Origin of the sequence: Thermosulfuriphilus ammonigenes, from assembly GCF_011207455.1 — a bacterium.
In the GTDB taxonomy this organism is placed as follows: Bacteria; Desulfobacterota; Thermodesulfobacteria; order Thermodesulfobacteriales; family ST65; genus Thermosulfuriphilus; species Thermosulfuriphilus ammonigenes.
The window spans coordinates 1958784-1974612 of the sequence record NZ_CP048877.1; the positions used below are offsets into that span (position 1 = coordinate 1958784).

Below are 15829 nucleotides of genomic sequence, written 5' to 3' on the forward strand. Positions count from 1 at the left end.
CATGGATCTTCGGGGCCAAAAAATTGTTGTTGTCGGGCTAGGGCGTTCGGGTATGGCCGCGGCCAAACTGGCTGTCAGCCAAGGGGCGGAGGTTCTGATTTCTGAAAAGAGATCCCTTGAGGCCATTGATGGCAAGGATAAGACCTTTGTCGAGGATCTGGGGGTCTTTCTGGAGGCCGGGGGACATCGTCCAGAGACTTTTGCCTGGGCGGATCTTATTGTTGTCAGTCCCGGAGTTCCTCGGCAGGGAAAGGCCTTCGAAACCGCCTACAGGAAGGGTATCCCCATCATCGGGGAGCTGGAACTGGCCGCCTCTTTTCTCCGAAGTCCGGTGGTGGCCATAACCGGGACCAACGGCAAGACGACGGTTACGGCCTTGGTGGCTGATATGTTGCGCTTTTCAGGGAAAAGGGTCTTTGTGGGTGGCAATTTCGGAATTCCTCTTTCGGAATATGTCTCCGGGAGCCAGCTGGCTGACCTAGTTGTCCTTGAGATCTCCAGTTTTCAGCTGGAGACCATAAGAGACTTCCGGCCCCATATAGGGGTCTTACTTAATATCACCCCGGATCACCTGGAACGCTATCGCTCCTTTGAAGAATATGCCCGGGTCAAGTTCCGTCTTTTTGAGAATCAGAGGCCAGATGATGTGGCCATAATAAACGGGCGCGATCCGGAAACCTTACGATATCTACCGGAGCTTAAGGCCCGGGTCTTTATCTATGGCCCCAAGGGGCAGGTGGCCTATCTCCGAGAACCTTTGGCTATTCTCCGGCTCTCTGAGACGGAGGAAAGGTATGATCTTTCTCTCTTCCGCCTTCTGGGGCGTCACAACCGAGAAAATTTTCTGGCCGCCGCCCTGGCCGCCAGACTGGCTGGAGCCAGCCCTGAGGCCGTAGCCCAGGCGGCCAAGGAGTTTGTCGGTTATCCTCACCGACTGGAGTTTATAACCCAGGTAGGTGGGGTCTATTTTGTCAACGATTCCAAGGCCACCAATGTGGACGCCACAGCCAAGGCCCTGGAGGGGCTTGAAGGCCCTATCGTTCTTATCGCCGGGGGGCGGGATAAAGGCGGAAGCTATTTGCCCCTAGCGGATCTTATCCGCCACAAGGTCAAGGCCTTGATCCTCATGGGCGAATCTCGAGAGAAAATGGCCCAAGAGTTGGGCATGATAACCGAGACCTATCAAGTGGAGAGCCTGGAGGAGGCCGTAGAGGTGGCGATGAGTCTGGCCCATCCCGGAGATACCGTTCTACTTTCTCCGGCTTGTGCCAGTTTTGATCAGTTTGCCAGCTATAAGGAGAGGGGGCGGGCCTTTCGGAGCCTGGTTCTAGAACTGGCCCCCCAGATAATCGCTCCCAGGGGCGCCCTGGAGACTTCGGAGGTGATTTACCACTGATGAGGCTGGTAATTGCCGGCGGGGGCACCGGAGGTCATCTCTTTCCAGGACTGGCCGTGGCCCGGGCGGCCAAGGAGGCCGGAGAAAGGGTTCTTTTTATCTCCTCAGGAAGGGCCTTAGAGACAGGTCTTCTTAAAGAGGCTGGCTTGCCTACGGCCAGACTTTCTCCTCGGGCCTTTCTGGGGCGGGGCCTCGGGGGTAAGTTCCTGGCTATCTTGACCCTGGCCCGCGAGACAACCAAGGCAATCGCCATCCTTCGCTCCTTTAAGGCCCAGGTAGTTTTGGGGCTGGGGGGCTATACCTCTTTGCCGGTGATTTTGGCGGCCAGAATTCTTCGCATTCCTGCCGCTGTTCATGAGCAAAATGCCGTTCCTGGTCTGGCCAACCGTTTGGCTGCCCGGGTGGCCAACAAGATCCTGGTCTCCTTCGAGGTTTCAAGAAGGCATTTCCCTGCCGCTAAGGTGGTGGTTACCGGCAATCCCGTTCGTTTAGAGCTTCAACGTCCCCGTACTCGGGAGATTCCACATCCCTGTCTCCTTGTTCTAGGCGGAAGTCAGGGGGCCCGGAGGCTCAATCAGGTCTTGCCGGAGACAGTGGCTCGGCTCAAAAAGACTTGGCCGAATTTGACGGTTATCCATCAGTCGGGGACGGGGCAGGAGGAGTCACTTAGGGCTACTTATAACCGTTGGGGAGTTCCCGAGGCCATGGTCTATCCTTTCATTTCCGATATGGCCTGGGCTTATGCTCAGGCTGATTTAGTCATCTCTCGGGCTGGAGCCACCACTTCGGCCGAACTATCCTGTCTGGGTAAACCAGCGATCCTGGTCCCTTATCCTTACGCTGGTGGGCATCAACGAGAAAATGCCCGGGCCTTTGCGGAGATCGGTGGTGCCCTGATGATGGAAGAAAGAGAGCTGACGCCAGCCTCTCTGGCCCGGGTTATCAAGGATCTCCTCCAAGACTCCCGAAGACTTGAGATCATGGCCCAAAGGGCCCGGGAGCTTTGGCTCTGGGGAGATCCGGGACAAATACTTCAGGAGCTGGAGAATCTTCTCTCTGATACCGAGGAGGCGGCGTGTACAAGAGACAGCATATCCACTTTATAGGTGTTGGCGGCATCGGTATGAGCGGTATTGCCACTTTACTTCTTAAGCTTGGCTATCATGTCTCGGGTTCGGATCTCAAAGAGACCGAGACCACCAGGCGTCTGACCGATCTTGGGGGAGTCATATATTATGGCCACCGGGCAGAGAATATTCGAGGAGCGGGAGTAGTAGTTGTCTCTTCAGCCATCCCTCCTGATAACCCCGAACTTTTAGCGGCCAAGGCGGCCAAAATCCCGGTGATTCCTCGGGCCGAGATGCTGGCCGAACTCATGCGTCTTCATCGTTATGGTGTGGCTGTGGCCGGAGCCCACGGGAAGACGACCACCAGCTCGATGGTAGCGGCTGTCCTTTCCGCCGGAGGGCTTGATCCTACCAGTGTCATTGGAGGCAAAGTCAACGGTCTGGGGACCAATGCTCGTCTGGGACAAAGGGATTTCATCGTGGCTGAGGCCGACGAGAGCGATGGATCGTTTCTTCTCCTCACCCCTAGTATCGTCGTGGTCACCAATATTGACGCCGAACATCTGGACCACTATCGAGATCTGGGAGAGATTCAAGAGGCCTTCGTTTCTTTCATCAATAAGGTTCCCTTCTATGGAGTGGCTATTGTTTGTCTAGACGACCCCCACCTTTCGACCCTCCTGCCCCGACTCAAAAAACGCCTTTTAACCTATGGCCTTTCGGCTCAGGCCGACATCAGGGCTACGGACATTGTTCCCTCCGGTCACCAGACAAGCTTTGTTGCCCGGTATCAAAATCGAATTCTGGGGCGAATTGTCCTTCCCCTGGCTGGAATTCATAATGTGGTTAACGCCTTAGCCGCTTTGGCTGTGGGGCTGGAGTTAGAGATTCCCTTTAGGCACATTCGGGAGGGCCTGGAGGGGTTTGCTGGGGTGGCCAGAAGGCTGGAGATTTTGGGAGAGGCGGCCGGGGCCGTCTTCATCGATGACTATGCCCATCATCCTACGGAGATCAGGGCCTCGCTGGCCGCAGTAAGGGATATGTTTCCCAAAAGACCGCTTCTGGTCGTTTTTCAGCCCCACCGCTACACTCGAACCAAGGCCCTCTGGGAGCAGTTTGCCACCTGCTTTTTTGAAAGTGACCGCTTGGTAGTCACTGATATCTATCCGGCCAGTGAGCCCGAGATTCCCGGGGTAGAGGCTTCGGCCCTGGCCAAGGCTATAGCCGACCATGGGCATGGAGCGGTTACCTATGTCCCCAAGGGGGGCTTGATAGAGGCCGTGGCCTCCATGGTCAGGCCGGGCGAGGTGGTTGTTACCCTAGGGGCCGGGGATATAGGCCGTCTGGCCAGGGCGATCTTCGAGTACTTCCAGAAGGAGAGAGCTCAGTGCGCTTAAAGAAGATCTTAAAAAAGTTAAGGGGCGAAGGGATTACGTTTGAGTTGGATCTTCCCGGAAGACGACTGACTTCATTCCGCCTTGGTGGGGAAGTCGCTGCGGCCGTCTTCCCTCGAAATATAAAAGAAGTGGTCTGGCTTCTGGCCTTCCTGGAGCAGGAGGGAATTCCCTATTTTTTTCTGGGTGGGGGTACCAACTTGATCATCAAAGACGGCGGTTTCCCTGGTTTGGCTGTCTCTTTGAGGGATCTGCGTGGTCTTGATTTTCAGCTTGAACCGGAGTCGGTAACCGTCTCTGTCCTTTCAGGAGAACCCTTAAGAAACCTCGTCTCTCTCGGAATAAAGCTGGGGCTCAGGGGGGTAGAATCTTTGGCTGGTATTCCGGGAACCGTTGGTGGGGCCATTGCCATGAATGCTGGCACCCCTGAAGGAGCTATAGGGGACTTTCTTGAAGAGATTTTCGTTGTCTTCCCTGGTGCCAGCCCTCTAAAACTTAAGGCTCGGGATCTGTCTTTTTCTTACCGAAAGACCAATCTTCCCCAAGAGGCTCTAATCCTTCAGGCTACCCTTCGCTTCCTCCGAACCTCGCCTCTTCAGGTAGCTCAAGCCGTGGGGGAGATGTGCCGGAAGCGGGCGAAATCCCAACCTCTTCGCTATCCCAGTGCCGGTTGTGTCTTCAAAAATCCGCCAGAAGATTCGGCTGGGCGTCTTATCGATTTGTGTGGCCTCAAGGGGAAACGCCATGGTGGCGCCCAGATCTCTACCAGACATGCCAACTTCATTATCAACCGGGGAGGGGCCAGGGCTCGAGATGTCCTGGAGCTTATGGATATGGCCCGCGAGGCCGTTTTTAAAAAGTTTGCCATATGCCTCGAACCGGAGGTGAGGATCGTTGGCCAGGGTTAGGAGACCACGGAGAAAGACATCTACCAGAGGGTTTACTATTCCTTGGCGGCCTGTGCTGGGTTTAGGCCTTCTTGGAGCTGGGGTCATCCTAACAGGTCTTCTGGGCTGGTATTTTCTGGCCAACTGGAGTCTTTTCCGGATAAATCGTCTAGAGATCAAAGGCCTGGTGCGCCTAAGTCAAGAGGAAGTCCTAAAGACGGCCGATATCGGCGTGAGCGACAATATCTTTGCCGTGGATGTGGCAGATATCGGCCGTCGCCTTGAGGCCCATCCCTGGATAAGTCGGGCCTTTGTCTATCGGCGACTGCCGGATACCTTGGTCATCAAGATAGAAGAAGAGGTTCCCGTGGCTTTGACTGCGGTCGGGGGGCGCCTTTATCTTACCGATTCCCGGGGAAGGCTTTTTAAGGTCTTGGAGCCCAAGGAATCGGCCAGTTATCCGGTGATAAATGGGGTTAGGCCGGAGATGATTATCGACGGCCGCCTTTCTCCCGCTATACAGCCGGTTCTCAAGCTCCTTGCCGATCTCCGTCGCCCCACCAGCCTCCTGCCGGTGGACAAGGTCTCAGAAATTCTCATCCGCCAGGATGAGTTAGTCCTCATTACCAAAGACAAAGTCTATGTCACCTTTACCCTCCAAGACCTGGAGGGACAGTATCAGCGGTTGGAGAAGATCTTGGCCCATCTTTACAACAATGGTTGGTATCGAGAGGTAGCGGCCATCAGGCTTGATTATCCTCCGGGCCAGGCCGCAGTGCAGTTTAAGGGGAGCTAAGGTCATGCCTTCGGAGAAGGACATTATAGTCGGTCTGGATGTGGGGACCACCAAGATCTGTTGCGTGGTAGCCGAGGTAGATGACCAGGAGGTTCATATTATCGGTCTGGGAACCCATCCCTCGGTGGGGTTGAGGAAGGGCGTGGTGGTTAATATCGAAAGCACAGTCAACTCTATCCGCCGGGCGGTGGAAGAGGCCGAGCTTATGGCCGGCTGTGAGATTACCCAAGTCTATGTGGGGATTGCTGGCAGCCATGTAAAGGGCTTCAATTCCGATGGGGTCATTGCTGTCAAGGGCGGAGAGGTGACTGAAGAAGACGTCAATCGGGTTATTGATGCCGCCAGGGCGGTAGCCATTCCCCTGGATCGAGAGGTCATCCACATCCTGCCCCAGGAATACATTGTTGATGATCAGCCGGGCATCCTGGACCCTGTGGGAATGAGTGGTGTCAGGCTTGAGGCCAAGGTTCATATCGTTACCGCTGCCGTAACGGCGGCTCAAAACCTGATCAAATGTGCCAACCGGGCCGGTCTTGATGTGGTGGATATCGTCCTTCAACCCCTGGCCTCAGCCGAGGCCGTTCTCACCGATGAGGAGAAAGACTTGGGAGTGGCCCTGATAGATTTTGGCGGGGGAACCACGGATCTGGCCATCTTCTCCGGGGGGACCATCAAACACACGGCTGTTTTGGGCATTGGAGGGCACAATGTCACCAATGACATTGCCGTAGGGCTTCGCTGTCCCATGAGCGAGGCTGAAAAGATCAAGATCCGTCATGGTCACTGCCTAGCGGCCCTGGTTTCTCCGGAGGAGGTCATAGAGGTTCCCAGTGTAGGTGATCGGCGTCCCCGTAAACTCTCCCGCCAGATTTTGGCCGAGATTATCGAACCTCGGGTGGAGGAGCTTCTGACCCTCATGGATGCCGAACTGGTCAAAAGCAGTCTTAAACCTTTGATCTCCTCAGGGGTGGTTATTACTGGAGGGTCGGCCTTAATCCCGGGTCTTCCGGAGATGGCCGACCAGATCTTCGAACTCCCTACCCGGATCGGTTATCCGAAAGGCTACAAGGGGCTTGCTGACGTGGTAGAAAACCCCAAATTTGCCACTGCCGTAGGATTGGTACTCTACGGGGTTCAGAATCAACCGGAGAGAAAGTTCCGCATTCGCGATGGCAATATCTTCAACCGGGTTATGCAGCGCATGAAGCGCTGGTTTGGCTAAGAGGATCAAAGGAGGAGGCGATGGTCTTTGAACTGCTCGAATCAGAACACGCCGCCAAGATAAAAGTGGTCGGCGTAGGAGGGGGCGGTGGTAATGCTATCAACAACATGATTGCTCACAAACTCCAGGGAGTGGAGTTTGTGGCCGCCAACACAGATTATCGAGTTCTGGATCTGTCCCGGGCCCCGATAAAGATCCAGCTGGGCAAAGATCTGACCAAGGGGCTTGGGGCCGGTGGTGATCCCGAGGTGGGGCGCCAGGCCGCCCTGGAGGCGGCAGATCAGATTCGGGAGGCCTTAAAGGGGGCCGATATGGTCTTTATCACCGCTGGCATGGGCGGTGGTACCGGCACCGGTGCGGCCCCTGTGGTGGCCGAAATCAGTCGGGAGCTGGGGGCTCTTACGGTGGCCGTGGTTACAAAGCCCTTTGCTTTTGAGGGCAAAGTCCGGGCCCGGATCGCCGAGGCCGGGGTGGGAGCCCTTAAAAAGGTCGTTGATACCATCATTACCATTCCCAATGATCGACTCATCAGCCTGGCCTCTCCCAAGGCCAAAATAGTGGACATGTTCCGTAAGGCCGATGAGGTTCTTTACTATGCCGTAAGGGGCATATCAGATCTGATTATGGTTCCTGGATACGTGAACCTCGATTTTGCTGATGTCCGGACAGTGATGGGAGAGATGGGGCTAGCCCTTATGGGGACTGGTGTGGCCAGGGGAGAGAACAGGGCCAGTGAGGCCATGCGCCTGGCTATCTCTAGCCCTCTCCTGGAAGACATCTCTATCAAGGGAGCCAAGGGTATTCTCATCAACATTACTGCTTCCTCCGAGACTCTGACCATGGAAGAGGCAGCGGAGATCTCCTCTCTTATTCAGGCTGAGGCCGACGAGGAGGCCAAGATCTTCTGGGGAATTGTCTTTGACGACAATCTGGAGGATGAGCTTCGGGTTACAGTTATCGCCACCGGGATTGGAGAGGAGGTGAGAAAGGACCAGCAGTCGGAGAAGCCTTCCATTCGTCCGGTGCCCTCTACCCCGGATGACGAAGAGCTTCCCATTTTTAAACGACGTTCGAGACCCAAAGGTCCGGAGGCTATCAAAGAACGAAAGAAGAAGATTGTCTCCAAGCCCATTGATGAAGAGGAACTGGAAATTCCTACCTTCTTGCGCCGTAACGCCGATTAGCGGCTCCCCAGGGGGGTTTTCCCTCCAGCCCCCCTGGGGGAATTTCTGCCCTAACGTTGACAGCCCCTGGAAGGGCTGTTATTTATGATCACAACTTTGTGGGGCCGTAGCTCAGTTGGGAGAGCGCGTGAATGGCATTCACGAGGTCAGGGGTTCAAGTCCCCTCGGCTCCACCAAAAAGGTAAAAGGGGCCTCTTAAAGAGGCCTTTTTAGTTAGGAGCTGGTCATGTCCCGACCTGAGCCCGTCCAGAAGTTTTCCTCTCGCCAAGAGGCTCGTCTTTCCCCAGAAGATGAAGTTATCCTTAAGATTGTCAAAGAGATTATTATCAAATTTATAGAAATGGGCCGCGTCTCTCCCGCCTCTTTTGAAGATGTCTTTAAGGATGTCTATCGAGTCATCAAGGAGACAGTGGGGGGTTAAAAAAGAAGGTCCATTTCTTTCTGGCGGTAGTAAGTCCATCTCCCATACCAGACCACCATATCGTCGGTAAATTCAAAGCGGACATCAAAATAGCAGACCCCGGAGAATCCTTTCTCCTTGGCCCGCTTTCGGGCCTGATCTAAGAGATCTTGGTGGGTCTGAATGACGTATTGATGGATATCAATTTTCTCCCGCTTAAGATAGCGATAGCCGGCATAGCCGGAAGCAAAGTCAAGGGGCCCCAGAATATAGCCACCTGGGGGCAAGGGAGGAGGCCCGGGGACTACCGGTAAGGCCTCTTCCGCCAGGGCCGGCCAGGACAGAATAAGGATTAATAAGAAGGCTAAAGCTGGCGGTAAAGCTTTATTTCGGCTTTTTCCCGCAGGTTTTTGAGCCACAGTTCAAAAATATCCTTTCGCTTTTTCTCCAGCAACTTGGCCGTAAAGGCCTCCTTTTCTTTGTCAAACTGGCTAAAGTCAGCCGGACGGAGCTCCAGACACTCTAAGACATAAAAGGCCTGGCCGTCACTGAGGACCTCTTCGGGAAAGGGGGACTCCGGACTGAGACCCTTTATCCTGGCCACTATTGGGGCCGGAAGCTCTCCGCCTGCTGTTTCGTCCTTTCGGGGGAAGAACTTGGTGACCTTGACTTTAAGACCCTCTTTCTGGGCTACGGCCTTAAGGCTCCCGGCTTCTTTGGCCTCTTTGAGAATCTTTGAGGCCTTTTCCTTGCAGAGCTCCCGGGCTTTCTCCTCTCGAAAATCTCGGACCACCTGTTCCTTGACCTCAGAGAGAGGAGGAATGTGGGGTTGTTCCACCTTGATTACCCGGGCGATTGCTGGTCCGGCAGCAGTGTCGATTATGGAACTGAGCTCCCCCTCGTCTAGGGAAAAGACAGCTTTAAGGAAGGCTGGGTCAGAGGGAACTCCAGGGGGAGGGTTGTCCCGAGAAAAGAGGGGAGTTTCGTTTAACTTTACCCCCTTATTTTGGGCCCAAACCTCAAGACCTCCGGACATGATGATCTCATCATAGGCCCTGTGGGCCGCCTGGACTGCCGCCTGGCGCAACTTCTGCTGAACAAGGCGCTTCTTGATCTCTCCTTTCACCTCCGAAAGAGGCCTTACGTGTTCTGGACGGACCTCCTCCAGCTTGATGATGTGGTAGCCAAACGGTGTCCGGACAAGGTCGCTTATCTGGCCTGGCTTCATAGAAAAGACAGCCTCTTCAAAGGGAGCTACCAGCTGCCCTCGAGAGAAAAAACCCAGATCTCCACCCTCGTCTTTGCTGGCCAGATCATCCGAGTACTTTAGGGCCAGTTTGGCAAAATCTTTTCCGGCCCGGGCCTCTTTTAAAACCTCTTCCGCCTTTTGACGAATCTTTTCTTCTTCCTGAGGGGAAGCATTGGGGGGTACCTTAAAGAGTATGTGTCTGGCCCGTCGCTTCTCGGGAACTTTGAACCGTTCCTGGTGGCTTTGATAATAATTCTGGATGTCCTCTTTACTGGGTTGAATCTTTTCCTTGAACTCCTCATAAGAGAAAAGCACATAGACTACCTTGAGACGCTTGGGAGTCCGATATTTTTCTTTGTTGGCCTCGTAGTAAGCGATTAGATCGGCCTCAGAGGGGTTTATCTTACTGAGACAATCGCTGGTGGTTAGCCTTATGTAGGCAAAGCGCCGACTCTGATTCTCAAAGGCATACCACTGTCGAGCCTCAAGGGCGGTTACGGCTACTGGTCCGGTTACAGCTAACCTAACCTTATCTTCCAGGATAGACTTTCTTACTGAATCTTCAAAATCTTCCGGACGAAGACCGAGCTCTCGGAGGACAAGGCGGTAGCGCTGGGGGCTGAAGTGTCCCTTTTCCGCAAAGGCTGGCATTTGCTGGATGACCCGGGCCACTTCAGCATCGGTAACGATAATCTTCATCTCTTTAGCCGCCTGAGCGATAAGGTGCCGCCTGATAACCTCTTCTAGGGCTTGGCCTTTAAGGTTGAGTTGTTTGATGAAGCCCTCGGGCACCTGACCCTGGAACATTCTTTCTACTCCCCGGAGGAGCTGATTATAGACCTGCTGGTATTCTTTGACGGTGATTACCTGGCCATTTACCTTGGCCAGAAGGTCAGCCCGCTGGCTACGAAAAGTCCCTACTCCCCAGAAGATAAAAACGATGACAATAGCCCCGAAGATCATCTGGACCAAAAAGGAGCGGGCGTTTTTGCGAATGAAATCAAGCATGGAAACCTCCTGTGGAACTTTGGGCCAAATAACATTGGCTAGTGGCGGCGTCAAGAAGATGGCGGAATCCTTAAGGCCTCAAGGTCATAGTCTTTAAGGTCTAAGGGAAGGATCTCCTCCTGAGCCCCTTGATCCCCGGAGATGATGACCCGGGCCTCCTTCCCCCGGGCTTTCGGGGCATATCGGACCAGAATGGCCGCCGCCAGAGGAAGATCTTCAGAGTGGCTATCACGTATCAGCCCCAAGGGACCTGGGATGTCCTTGAGCCGGAGGAGAAGGTCTCCGGTCTTTCTGAGTTCTCGAAGACGCTGGTTCTCTGCCTGCTTGCGGCCGACTACCAGCCAGGAGCCGTGGGGGAGGAGGAAGTGTCGGCCTACAAGGGCCAGCAAAGAGTCATTTACCGACATTGCCCGCCGGTCGAACAGATACCGAAGCCTGGCGGCTAATATGGGATCCGTGAGGAGACATCCTCCAGCCGGGGAGGCATAGTCGGTGATTCCCAGCTGATTGGCCAGTTCCATCTGCCCTTTGCGGCTCCGGCCCGAAAGGGCCAAAAGGCGACTGCGATCCACCAGACCTTGTTTCTCTACCTCGGTCTCAGGAAGAAGCCTGGCCGAAAGGGGTCTAAGAAGCCGGCCTTCCGCTCCCGAGGCCTTTTCTATGAGACGCAAAATAGGTCTCCTCTGGGACATGGGTCTCTGGCCAAGGACTTCTCCGGTGGCTACAAAGCTGGCTCCGTACCGAGGAAGGAGCGAAATAGCACGGCGGAGGAAAAAAATCTTGCAGTCTATACAGGGGTTAAAGTTGCGACCGTATCCATAACGGGGCTTTTTGAGTATCTCCAGGTATTCCTCAGAGACATCGATAACTTTTACCTTAAGGCCATAGCGCTTTTCCATTTCCGCTTGGTAGGCTTCCCTTTTCTGGAGAAGGTTATAGCCGGTAAAAGGAGTCACAAAGCGGAGGGCTAGAACCTCTAGCCCCTGTTTTTCAAGGAGCTTGCAGGTCAGGAGACTATCTAGCCCCCCCGAGAAGAGAACCAGGGCCTTAATTTGTTTCTTTTCAGACATCTTGAGCCTCAGCAATTAGTTTTTTGGCGAACTCAAGGGCTTCTTTTTCTGAAGGGCGGCCCAACATCCGGGCCATCTCGAGCAATCTTTCTTCAGGTTGCAGGAGGGAGATAGTCGTGATTGTTCCTTCAGAGGTGGCCTTTTTGGAGACCCGAAAATGATGATCCGCAAAGGAGGCAATCTGGGGGAGGTGGGTGATGGTCAGCACTTGATGGATCTTGGAAAGCCTCTTCAGCCTCTCCCCTACAGCCTGAGCCACCACCCCTCCTATTCCGGTGTCAACCTCGTCAAAAAGGAGCACCGCCGGAGTTCCGGCCTCAGCAAGAACCACCTTTAAGGCCAGAAATATCCGGGAAAGCTCTCCACCAGAGGCCACCCGGCTCAGGGGCCGGGGAGGGAGGTCGGGGTTGGCCTGGATAAAAAATTCTACCTGATCAGCCCCCATCGGCCCGGGATCAGTCTTTTTTACCATTATCTGGAAGGACCCTGGAGGCATCCCCAGGGAGGAAAGCTCAGTGCTCACCCTTTGGGACAATTTTTCAGCCGCCGTTCGCCTGGCCTGATGAAGTTTTTCGGCTTCTTTATCTAGATCTTCCCTTAGGGTCTTAAGTTTTTTTTCCAAAAGGGGAAGATTCAACTCCAGAGCCTCGAGCTCGCTGAGCCGCTCTTTGGCCTTTTTCAAGGTCTCAAAAACATCCTCCAGGCGGGGACCATATTTCCTTTTAAGGGATTCTATCTGGGCCAGACGATCTTCGATCTCTTCAAGCCCCAAGGCGTCCTCCGGCAGACCTTGAAGATACCCTCGGACCTCAAGGGCCAGGTCCTCAGCCTGAAAGTAAAGCCCCTCGGCGGCTTCAGCCAGGGGACGGACAGCCTCATCCAGCTGGCTTAAGTCATGGAAGAGCCGTTTAAGTTCGGCCAAGGTCTCAATTATGGCCCTTTTGTCGGCATAAAGGAGTTGGTGGGCCTGAGCAGAGAGGTTCTGGAGGCGCCCTAAGACCTTAAGGCGTCTTCTCTGTTCCAAAAGCTCTTCGTCCTCTCCTGGCTTAAGGCTGGCGGTTTCAATTTCCCGGATTTGGAAACGAAGATAATCAAGCTCTCTTTCGCGCTCTTGCCCCCGTTGTTTTAAGTCGGCAAGCTCCCTGACTGTTTTTTTCCAGGAAGCAAAAAGACTTTGATATTTTTGGACCTCTCGTTTGAGGTCGGCATAGGTGTCAAGTATATCTAGTTGATCTTCAGGGGAGAAGAGACGCTGAAACTCATGTTGGCCAGAGATAGCCACTAAAGGGGCGATAATTTCCGTCAGGCGTCCGAGGGGCACGGGGGTTTCGTTTATGTAGGCTCGACTGCGGCCCTCGGTGATGAGGCGCCGGACATACAGCTCTTCCTCCACCGGGATGTCAGCCTGTTTTAGGCGGGCAGCAGTTTCTGGTTCTAGCTCAAAGATGGCCTCCACCCGAGCCTCTTTGGCCCCTGGGGAGATGATGCCCGCCGGAGCCCGACCACCCAGAAGGAGCTTCAGGGCCTGAACCAATATGGACTTTCCCGCCCCGGTCTCTCCGGTGAAGACGGTAAGCCCCGGAGAAAAAGATAAAGAAGCCTTTCGTATGATGACGAAGTGGCGCAGATGGAGCTCTTTAAGCACGGTATTTTATTACCGTGCTAACCATAGATTTGGCAAGAAAGGACCCTTACTTAAAAATAATCCAGGGCGACGGACCGTTGATCAAGCCGGTTTGCAATCCGTCGCCCTGGATACTTTAGGCAAGCAATTTGTCTAAGGCCTTTAACTGGTTAAGAAAAGAGCCCCAGGGATCTTTTGAGTCTTGGAGGCTAGAGAAAAGGAGATCTTCTTTAAAGGCGTAAGATAGTTCGGCCTCCCGGCTTACTATAACCTTCTCCAGTCCTCCTGGCCCCTGTTCTATGACTACCTGGCTCTCATCGGCCAACTTGAGAGCCGAGTAAAGGACCTGATCTACCTTTCCCCCTTTAAGGGCGGTTGAGACTCCGCTTAAGCGATCATATATGGCCACCATATTATCCTTGGCCCAGGAGATAAAGTAGCGGCCGGTGTCCACGGCCCTCTGGCTGGTAAGGGGGCGGAGGGTTCCATCAAGGGAGAAAGTAAGATCAAGATCTACGTCCAGTTCTTCCTGCCTCATATAAGCCAGTTTTGCCGAGGTCTGGCCGTCGGGAGAGATGGTCGTCACCATTCCCTGGTAGGCTACCTCTCGAGAGAGAGAAAGTTCAAAATGAAGGTTCCCGGTGCCATTTTCTGGATCGATCTCCAGGGTGAGCTCAAGGTCAAAGTCAAGTTCAAACTGTCCCTTAAAGGAAGACATGCCTTGGGTCTCGGCCGGGACGTTGTTTCCAGAAGTGTTTAAGACTTTAAGGACTTGGGAGCTGGTCTTTTGGATCTTCTCCCAGAAGACGTCTAAGTCCAGGGAGATTATCCTGGGGTCGGCGATCTTTTTCCTCGGGGGGCGATAAAGGCCTTTAATGCCACTTATTAAATCCGGTTTGGGCCTTAAGGTTTTTGAAGCTGTAGGGGATCTGGGCGGAGAGGAAACCTGCTCCCAGAGGTTGGGTAAAAAGAAACGCTCCTTCCCTGCTAAAGGACCTATCTTCATGGCGGACCTCCCTGTCCTTTTTTAAAAGGGGATCGGCCCCGCCAGCCGATTACTTGAATGCCTCTCCAGCCTTTGCCAATTCGTGTTTTATTACTTTTTTGTGATGTAAAAGATTTTTCTCTTACAAAAATGTAAGAATTTTGGAGTTGCCTGGCTGGGAGTCAGGGGGCAATCCCTTGTTTTTAGGGGGATTGAGGCTTGGCACTGGCTTTGCCTTTTGGATCAGAAAAAATGTCAAATAGGAGGGAGTTTTATGAATGCCGCAGACACCACCTTTATGATGATTGCCAGTGCCTTGGTCATGCTCATGACCCCGGGGCTGGCCCTTTTTTATGGAGGGTTGGTCCGGAACAAGAACGTTCTGGCCACCATAATGCAGAGCTTTATCTGTTTGGGGTTAATAACCCTGCTGTGGTTCATCTATGGTTACAGTCTGTCTTTTGGCCCGGATCGGGGTGGAATAATCGGTGGTCTGGATTATCTGTTTTTCCGTGGAGTAGGGCTTGATCCTGGACCTTATTCAGATAGCATTCCTCACCTTCTATTTGCCGCCTTTCAGCTCATGTTTGCCATTATTACCCCGGCCCTAATTACCGGGGCCTTTGCCGAGAGGATGAAGTTTTCGGCCTTTTTGGTGTTTACGGCTCTTTGGGCCACGGTGATTTATTTTCCCCTTTGTCATTGGGTCTGGGGAGGTGGATGGATAGGAAAACTGGGGGCCCTAGATTTTGCCGGGGGCACGGTTATTCATATAAGCTCCGGGGCTTCGGCCTTAGCGGCAGCCTTGGTTATCGGACGCCGGCACGGTTTTGGTCGTGAGGCCTTCCACCCTCACAACCTACCCCTCACCGTCTTGGGGGCCGGTCTTCTCTGGTTTGGTTGGTTCGGTTTTAACGCCGGGAGTGCTCTGGCCGCTGATAAAATCGCCGTCCTGGCCTTTATGACCACCCAGATCGCTACCGGGGTAGCCGTTTTGGCCTGGATCTTCATGGAGTGGATGGTCCAGGGGAAACCCACTACTTTGGGAGCCTCATCGGGCGCTATCGCCGGCTTGGTCGCCATTACTCCCGCCGCCGGTTTTGTTTCCCCCACCTCAGCTGTCTTTATCGGGCTGGGGGCGGGAATTATCTGCTATTTTGCTGTCTTGGCCAAAGGGAAATTTGGCTATGATGATGCCTTAGATGTGGTTGGAATCCACGGAGTAGGGGGGCTTTTTGGGGCCCTGGCTACCGGGATTTTTGCCTCCGTGGCCTGGAATCCAGGGGGAGCCAATGGTCTTCTCTATGGTGGAGCCAAACAGTTTCTCATTCAGGCCATTGGGGCTGGAGCGGCGGTGGTTTACGCCTTTGTTGGCAGTCTGGTGCTCCTCAAGATAGTTGACAGCCTTGTTGGCTTGCGGGTGAGCAAGGAAGAGGAGCTCCAGGGACTCGATCTTTCCCAGCACAGCGAAACCGGTTATTCCCTTTAGCCTCACCTTTATTTCATCTTCCCGGCGGCTTGACACCCAAGTCGCCGGGAAGTAAATT

14 protein-coding genes and 1 tRNA gene are annotated in these 15829 nt (G+C 53.9%); 10 read left to right on the forward strand and 5 right to left on the reverse strand.

Features of this window, described 5'->3' with window-relative positions; all coding sequences use genetic code 11:
- Position 1 precedes the first annotated feature (1 nt).
- The 9 genes from murD (at position 2) to G4V39_RS09620 (ending at position 8367) form a co-directional block, all read left to right on the forward strand.
- On the forward strand, positions 2-1396 hold the full coding sequence (murD, locus tag G4V39_RS09580) for a UDP-N-acetylmuramoyl-L-alanine--D-glutamate ligase (protein WP_166032721.1): 1395 nt from the start codon (positions 2-4) through the stop codon (positions 1394-1396).
- Entirely contained in the window at positions 1396-2502 is a 1107-nt protein-coding gene (gene murG / locus G4V39_RS09585; protein WP_166032722.1) for an undecaprenyldiphospho-muramoylpentapeptide beta-N-acetylglucosaminyltransferase, read from the forward strand. Before murD ends, murG begins: the two co-directional genes overlap by 1 nt.
- Positions 2503-2519: 17 nt before the next feature.
- Positions 2520-3860 (forward strand): UDP-N-acetylmuramate--L-alanine ligase, encoded by a 1341-nt coding sequence (gene murC, locus G4V39_RS09590; RefSeq protein WP_220126125.1) that lies wholly within the window; start codon positions 2520-2522, stop codon positions 3858-3860.
- Positions 3851-4765, forward strand: coding sequence for a UDP-N-acetylmuramate dehydrogenase (gene murB / locus G4V39_RS09595; protein ID WP_166032724.1), 915 nt, complete (start codon positions 3851-3853; stop codon positions 4763-4765). Before murC ends, murB begins: the two co-directional genes overlap by 10 nt.
- Before the next feature lie 52 nt (positions 4766-4817).
- Positions 4818-5540, forward strand: a complete 723-nt coding sequence (locus G4V39_RS09600) for a cell division protein FtsQ/DivIB (protein WP_166032725.1) — start codon at positions 4818-4820, stop codon at positions 5538-5540.
- A gap of 4 nt (positions 5541-5544) precedes the next feature.
- Entirely contained in the window at positions 5545-6762 is a 1218-nt protein-coding gene (ftsA, locus tag G4V39_RS09605) for a cell division protein FtsA (protein WP_166032726.1), read from the forward strand.
- A 20-nt stretch (positions 6763-6782) separates the two neighbouring features.
- On the forward strand, positions 6783-7946 hold the full coding sequence (gene ftsZ, locus G4V39_RS09610; RefSeq protein WP_166032727.1) for a cell division protein FtsZ: 1164 nt from the start codon (positions 6783-6785) through the stop codon (positions 7944-7946).
- Positions 7947-8046: 100 nt separating this feature from the next.
- A tRNA-Ala gene (locus G4V39_RS09615) sits at positions 8047-8122 on the forward strand.
- Between the two features lie 50 nt (positions 8123-8172).
- Positions 8173-8367, forward strand: a complete 195-nt coding sequence (locus G4V39_RS09620) for a hypothetical protein (protein WP_166032728.1) — start codon at positions 8173-8175, stop codon at positions 8365-8367.
- On the opposite strand, the gene G4V39_RS09625 is transcribed toward G4V39_RS09620, so the two are convergent.
- From G4V39_RS09625 to G4V39_RS09645, 5 genes are all read right to left on the reverse strand, one after another.
- Positions 8364-8765: a hypothetical protein gene (locus G4V39_RS09625; protein ID WP_210412218.1), complete on the reverse strand. Its 402-nt coding sequence runs from the start codon at positions 8763-8765 to the stop codon at positions 8364-8366. The genes G4V39_RS09620 and G4V39_RS09625 overlap by 4 nt on opposite strands.
- On the reverse strand, positions 8711-10603 hold the full coding sequence (locus G4V39_RS09630; protein WP_166032730.1) for a SurA N-terminal domain-containing protein: 1893 nt from the start codon (positions 10601-10603) through the stop codon (positions 8711-8713). Before G4V39_RS09630 ends, G4V39_RS09625 begins: the two co-directional genes overlap by 55 nt.
- 50 nt (positions 10604-10653) lie before the next feature.
- Positions 10654-11673, reverse strand: a complete 1020-nt coding sequence (locus G4V39_RS09635) for a thiamine biosynthesis protein (RefSeq protein WP_166032731.1) — start codon at positions 11671-11673, stop codon at positions 10654-10656.
- Positions 11666-13318 carry a DNA repair protein RecN gene (gene recN / locus G4V39_RS09640; protein ID WP_166032732.1) on the reverse strand — a complete coding sequence of 551 codons (1653 nt, stop codon included), beginning with the start codon at positions 13316-13318 and terminating at the stop codon, positions 11666-11668. The genes G4V39_RS09635 and recN overlap by 8 nt, the downstream gene beginning before the upstream one ends.
- A 115-nt stretch (positions 13319-13433) precedes the next feature.
- Positions 13434-14303, reverse strand: a complete 870-nt coding sequence (locus G4V39_RS09645) for a hypothetical protein (RefSeq protein ID WP_166032733.1) — start codon at positions 14301-14303, stop codon at positions 13434-13436.
- A 253-nt stretch (positions 14304-14556) separates the two neighbouring features.
- Between G4V39_RS09645 and G4V39_RS09650 the strand changes: the two genes are divergently transcribed.
- On the forward strand, positions 14557-15771 hold the full coding sequence (locus tag G4V39_RS09650) for an ammonium transporter (protein WP_166032734.1): 1215 nt from the start codon (positions 14557-14559) through the stop codon (positions 15769-15771).
- Positions 15772-15829 lie beyond the last annotated feature (58 nt).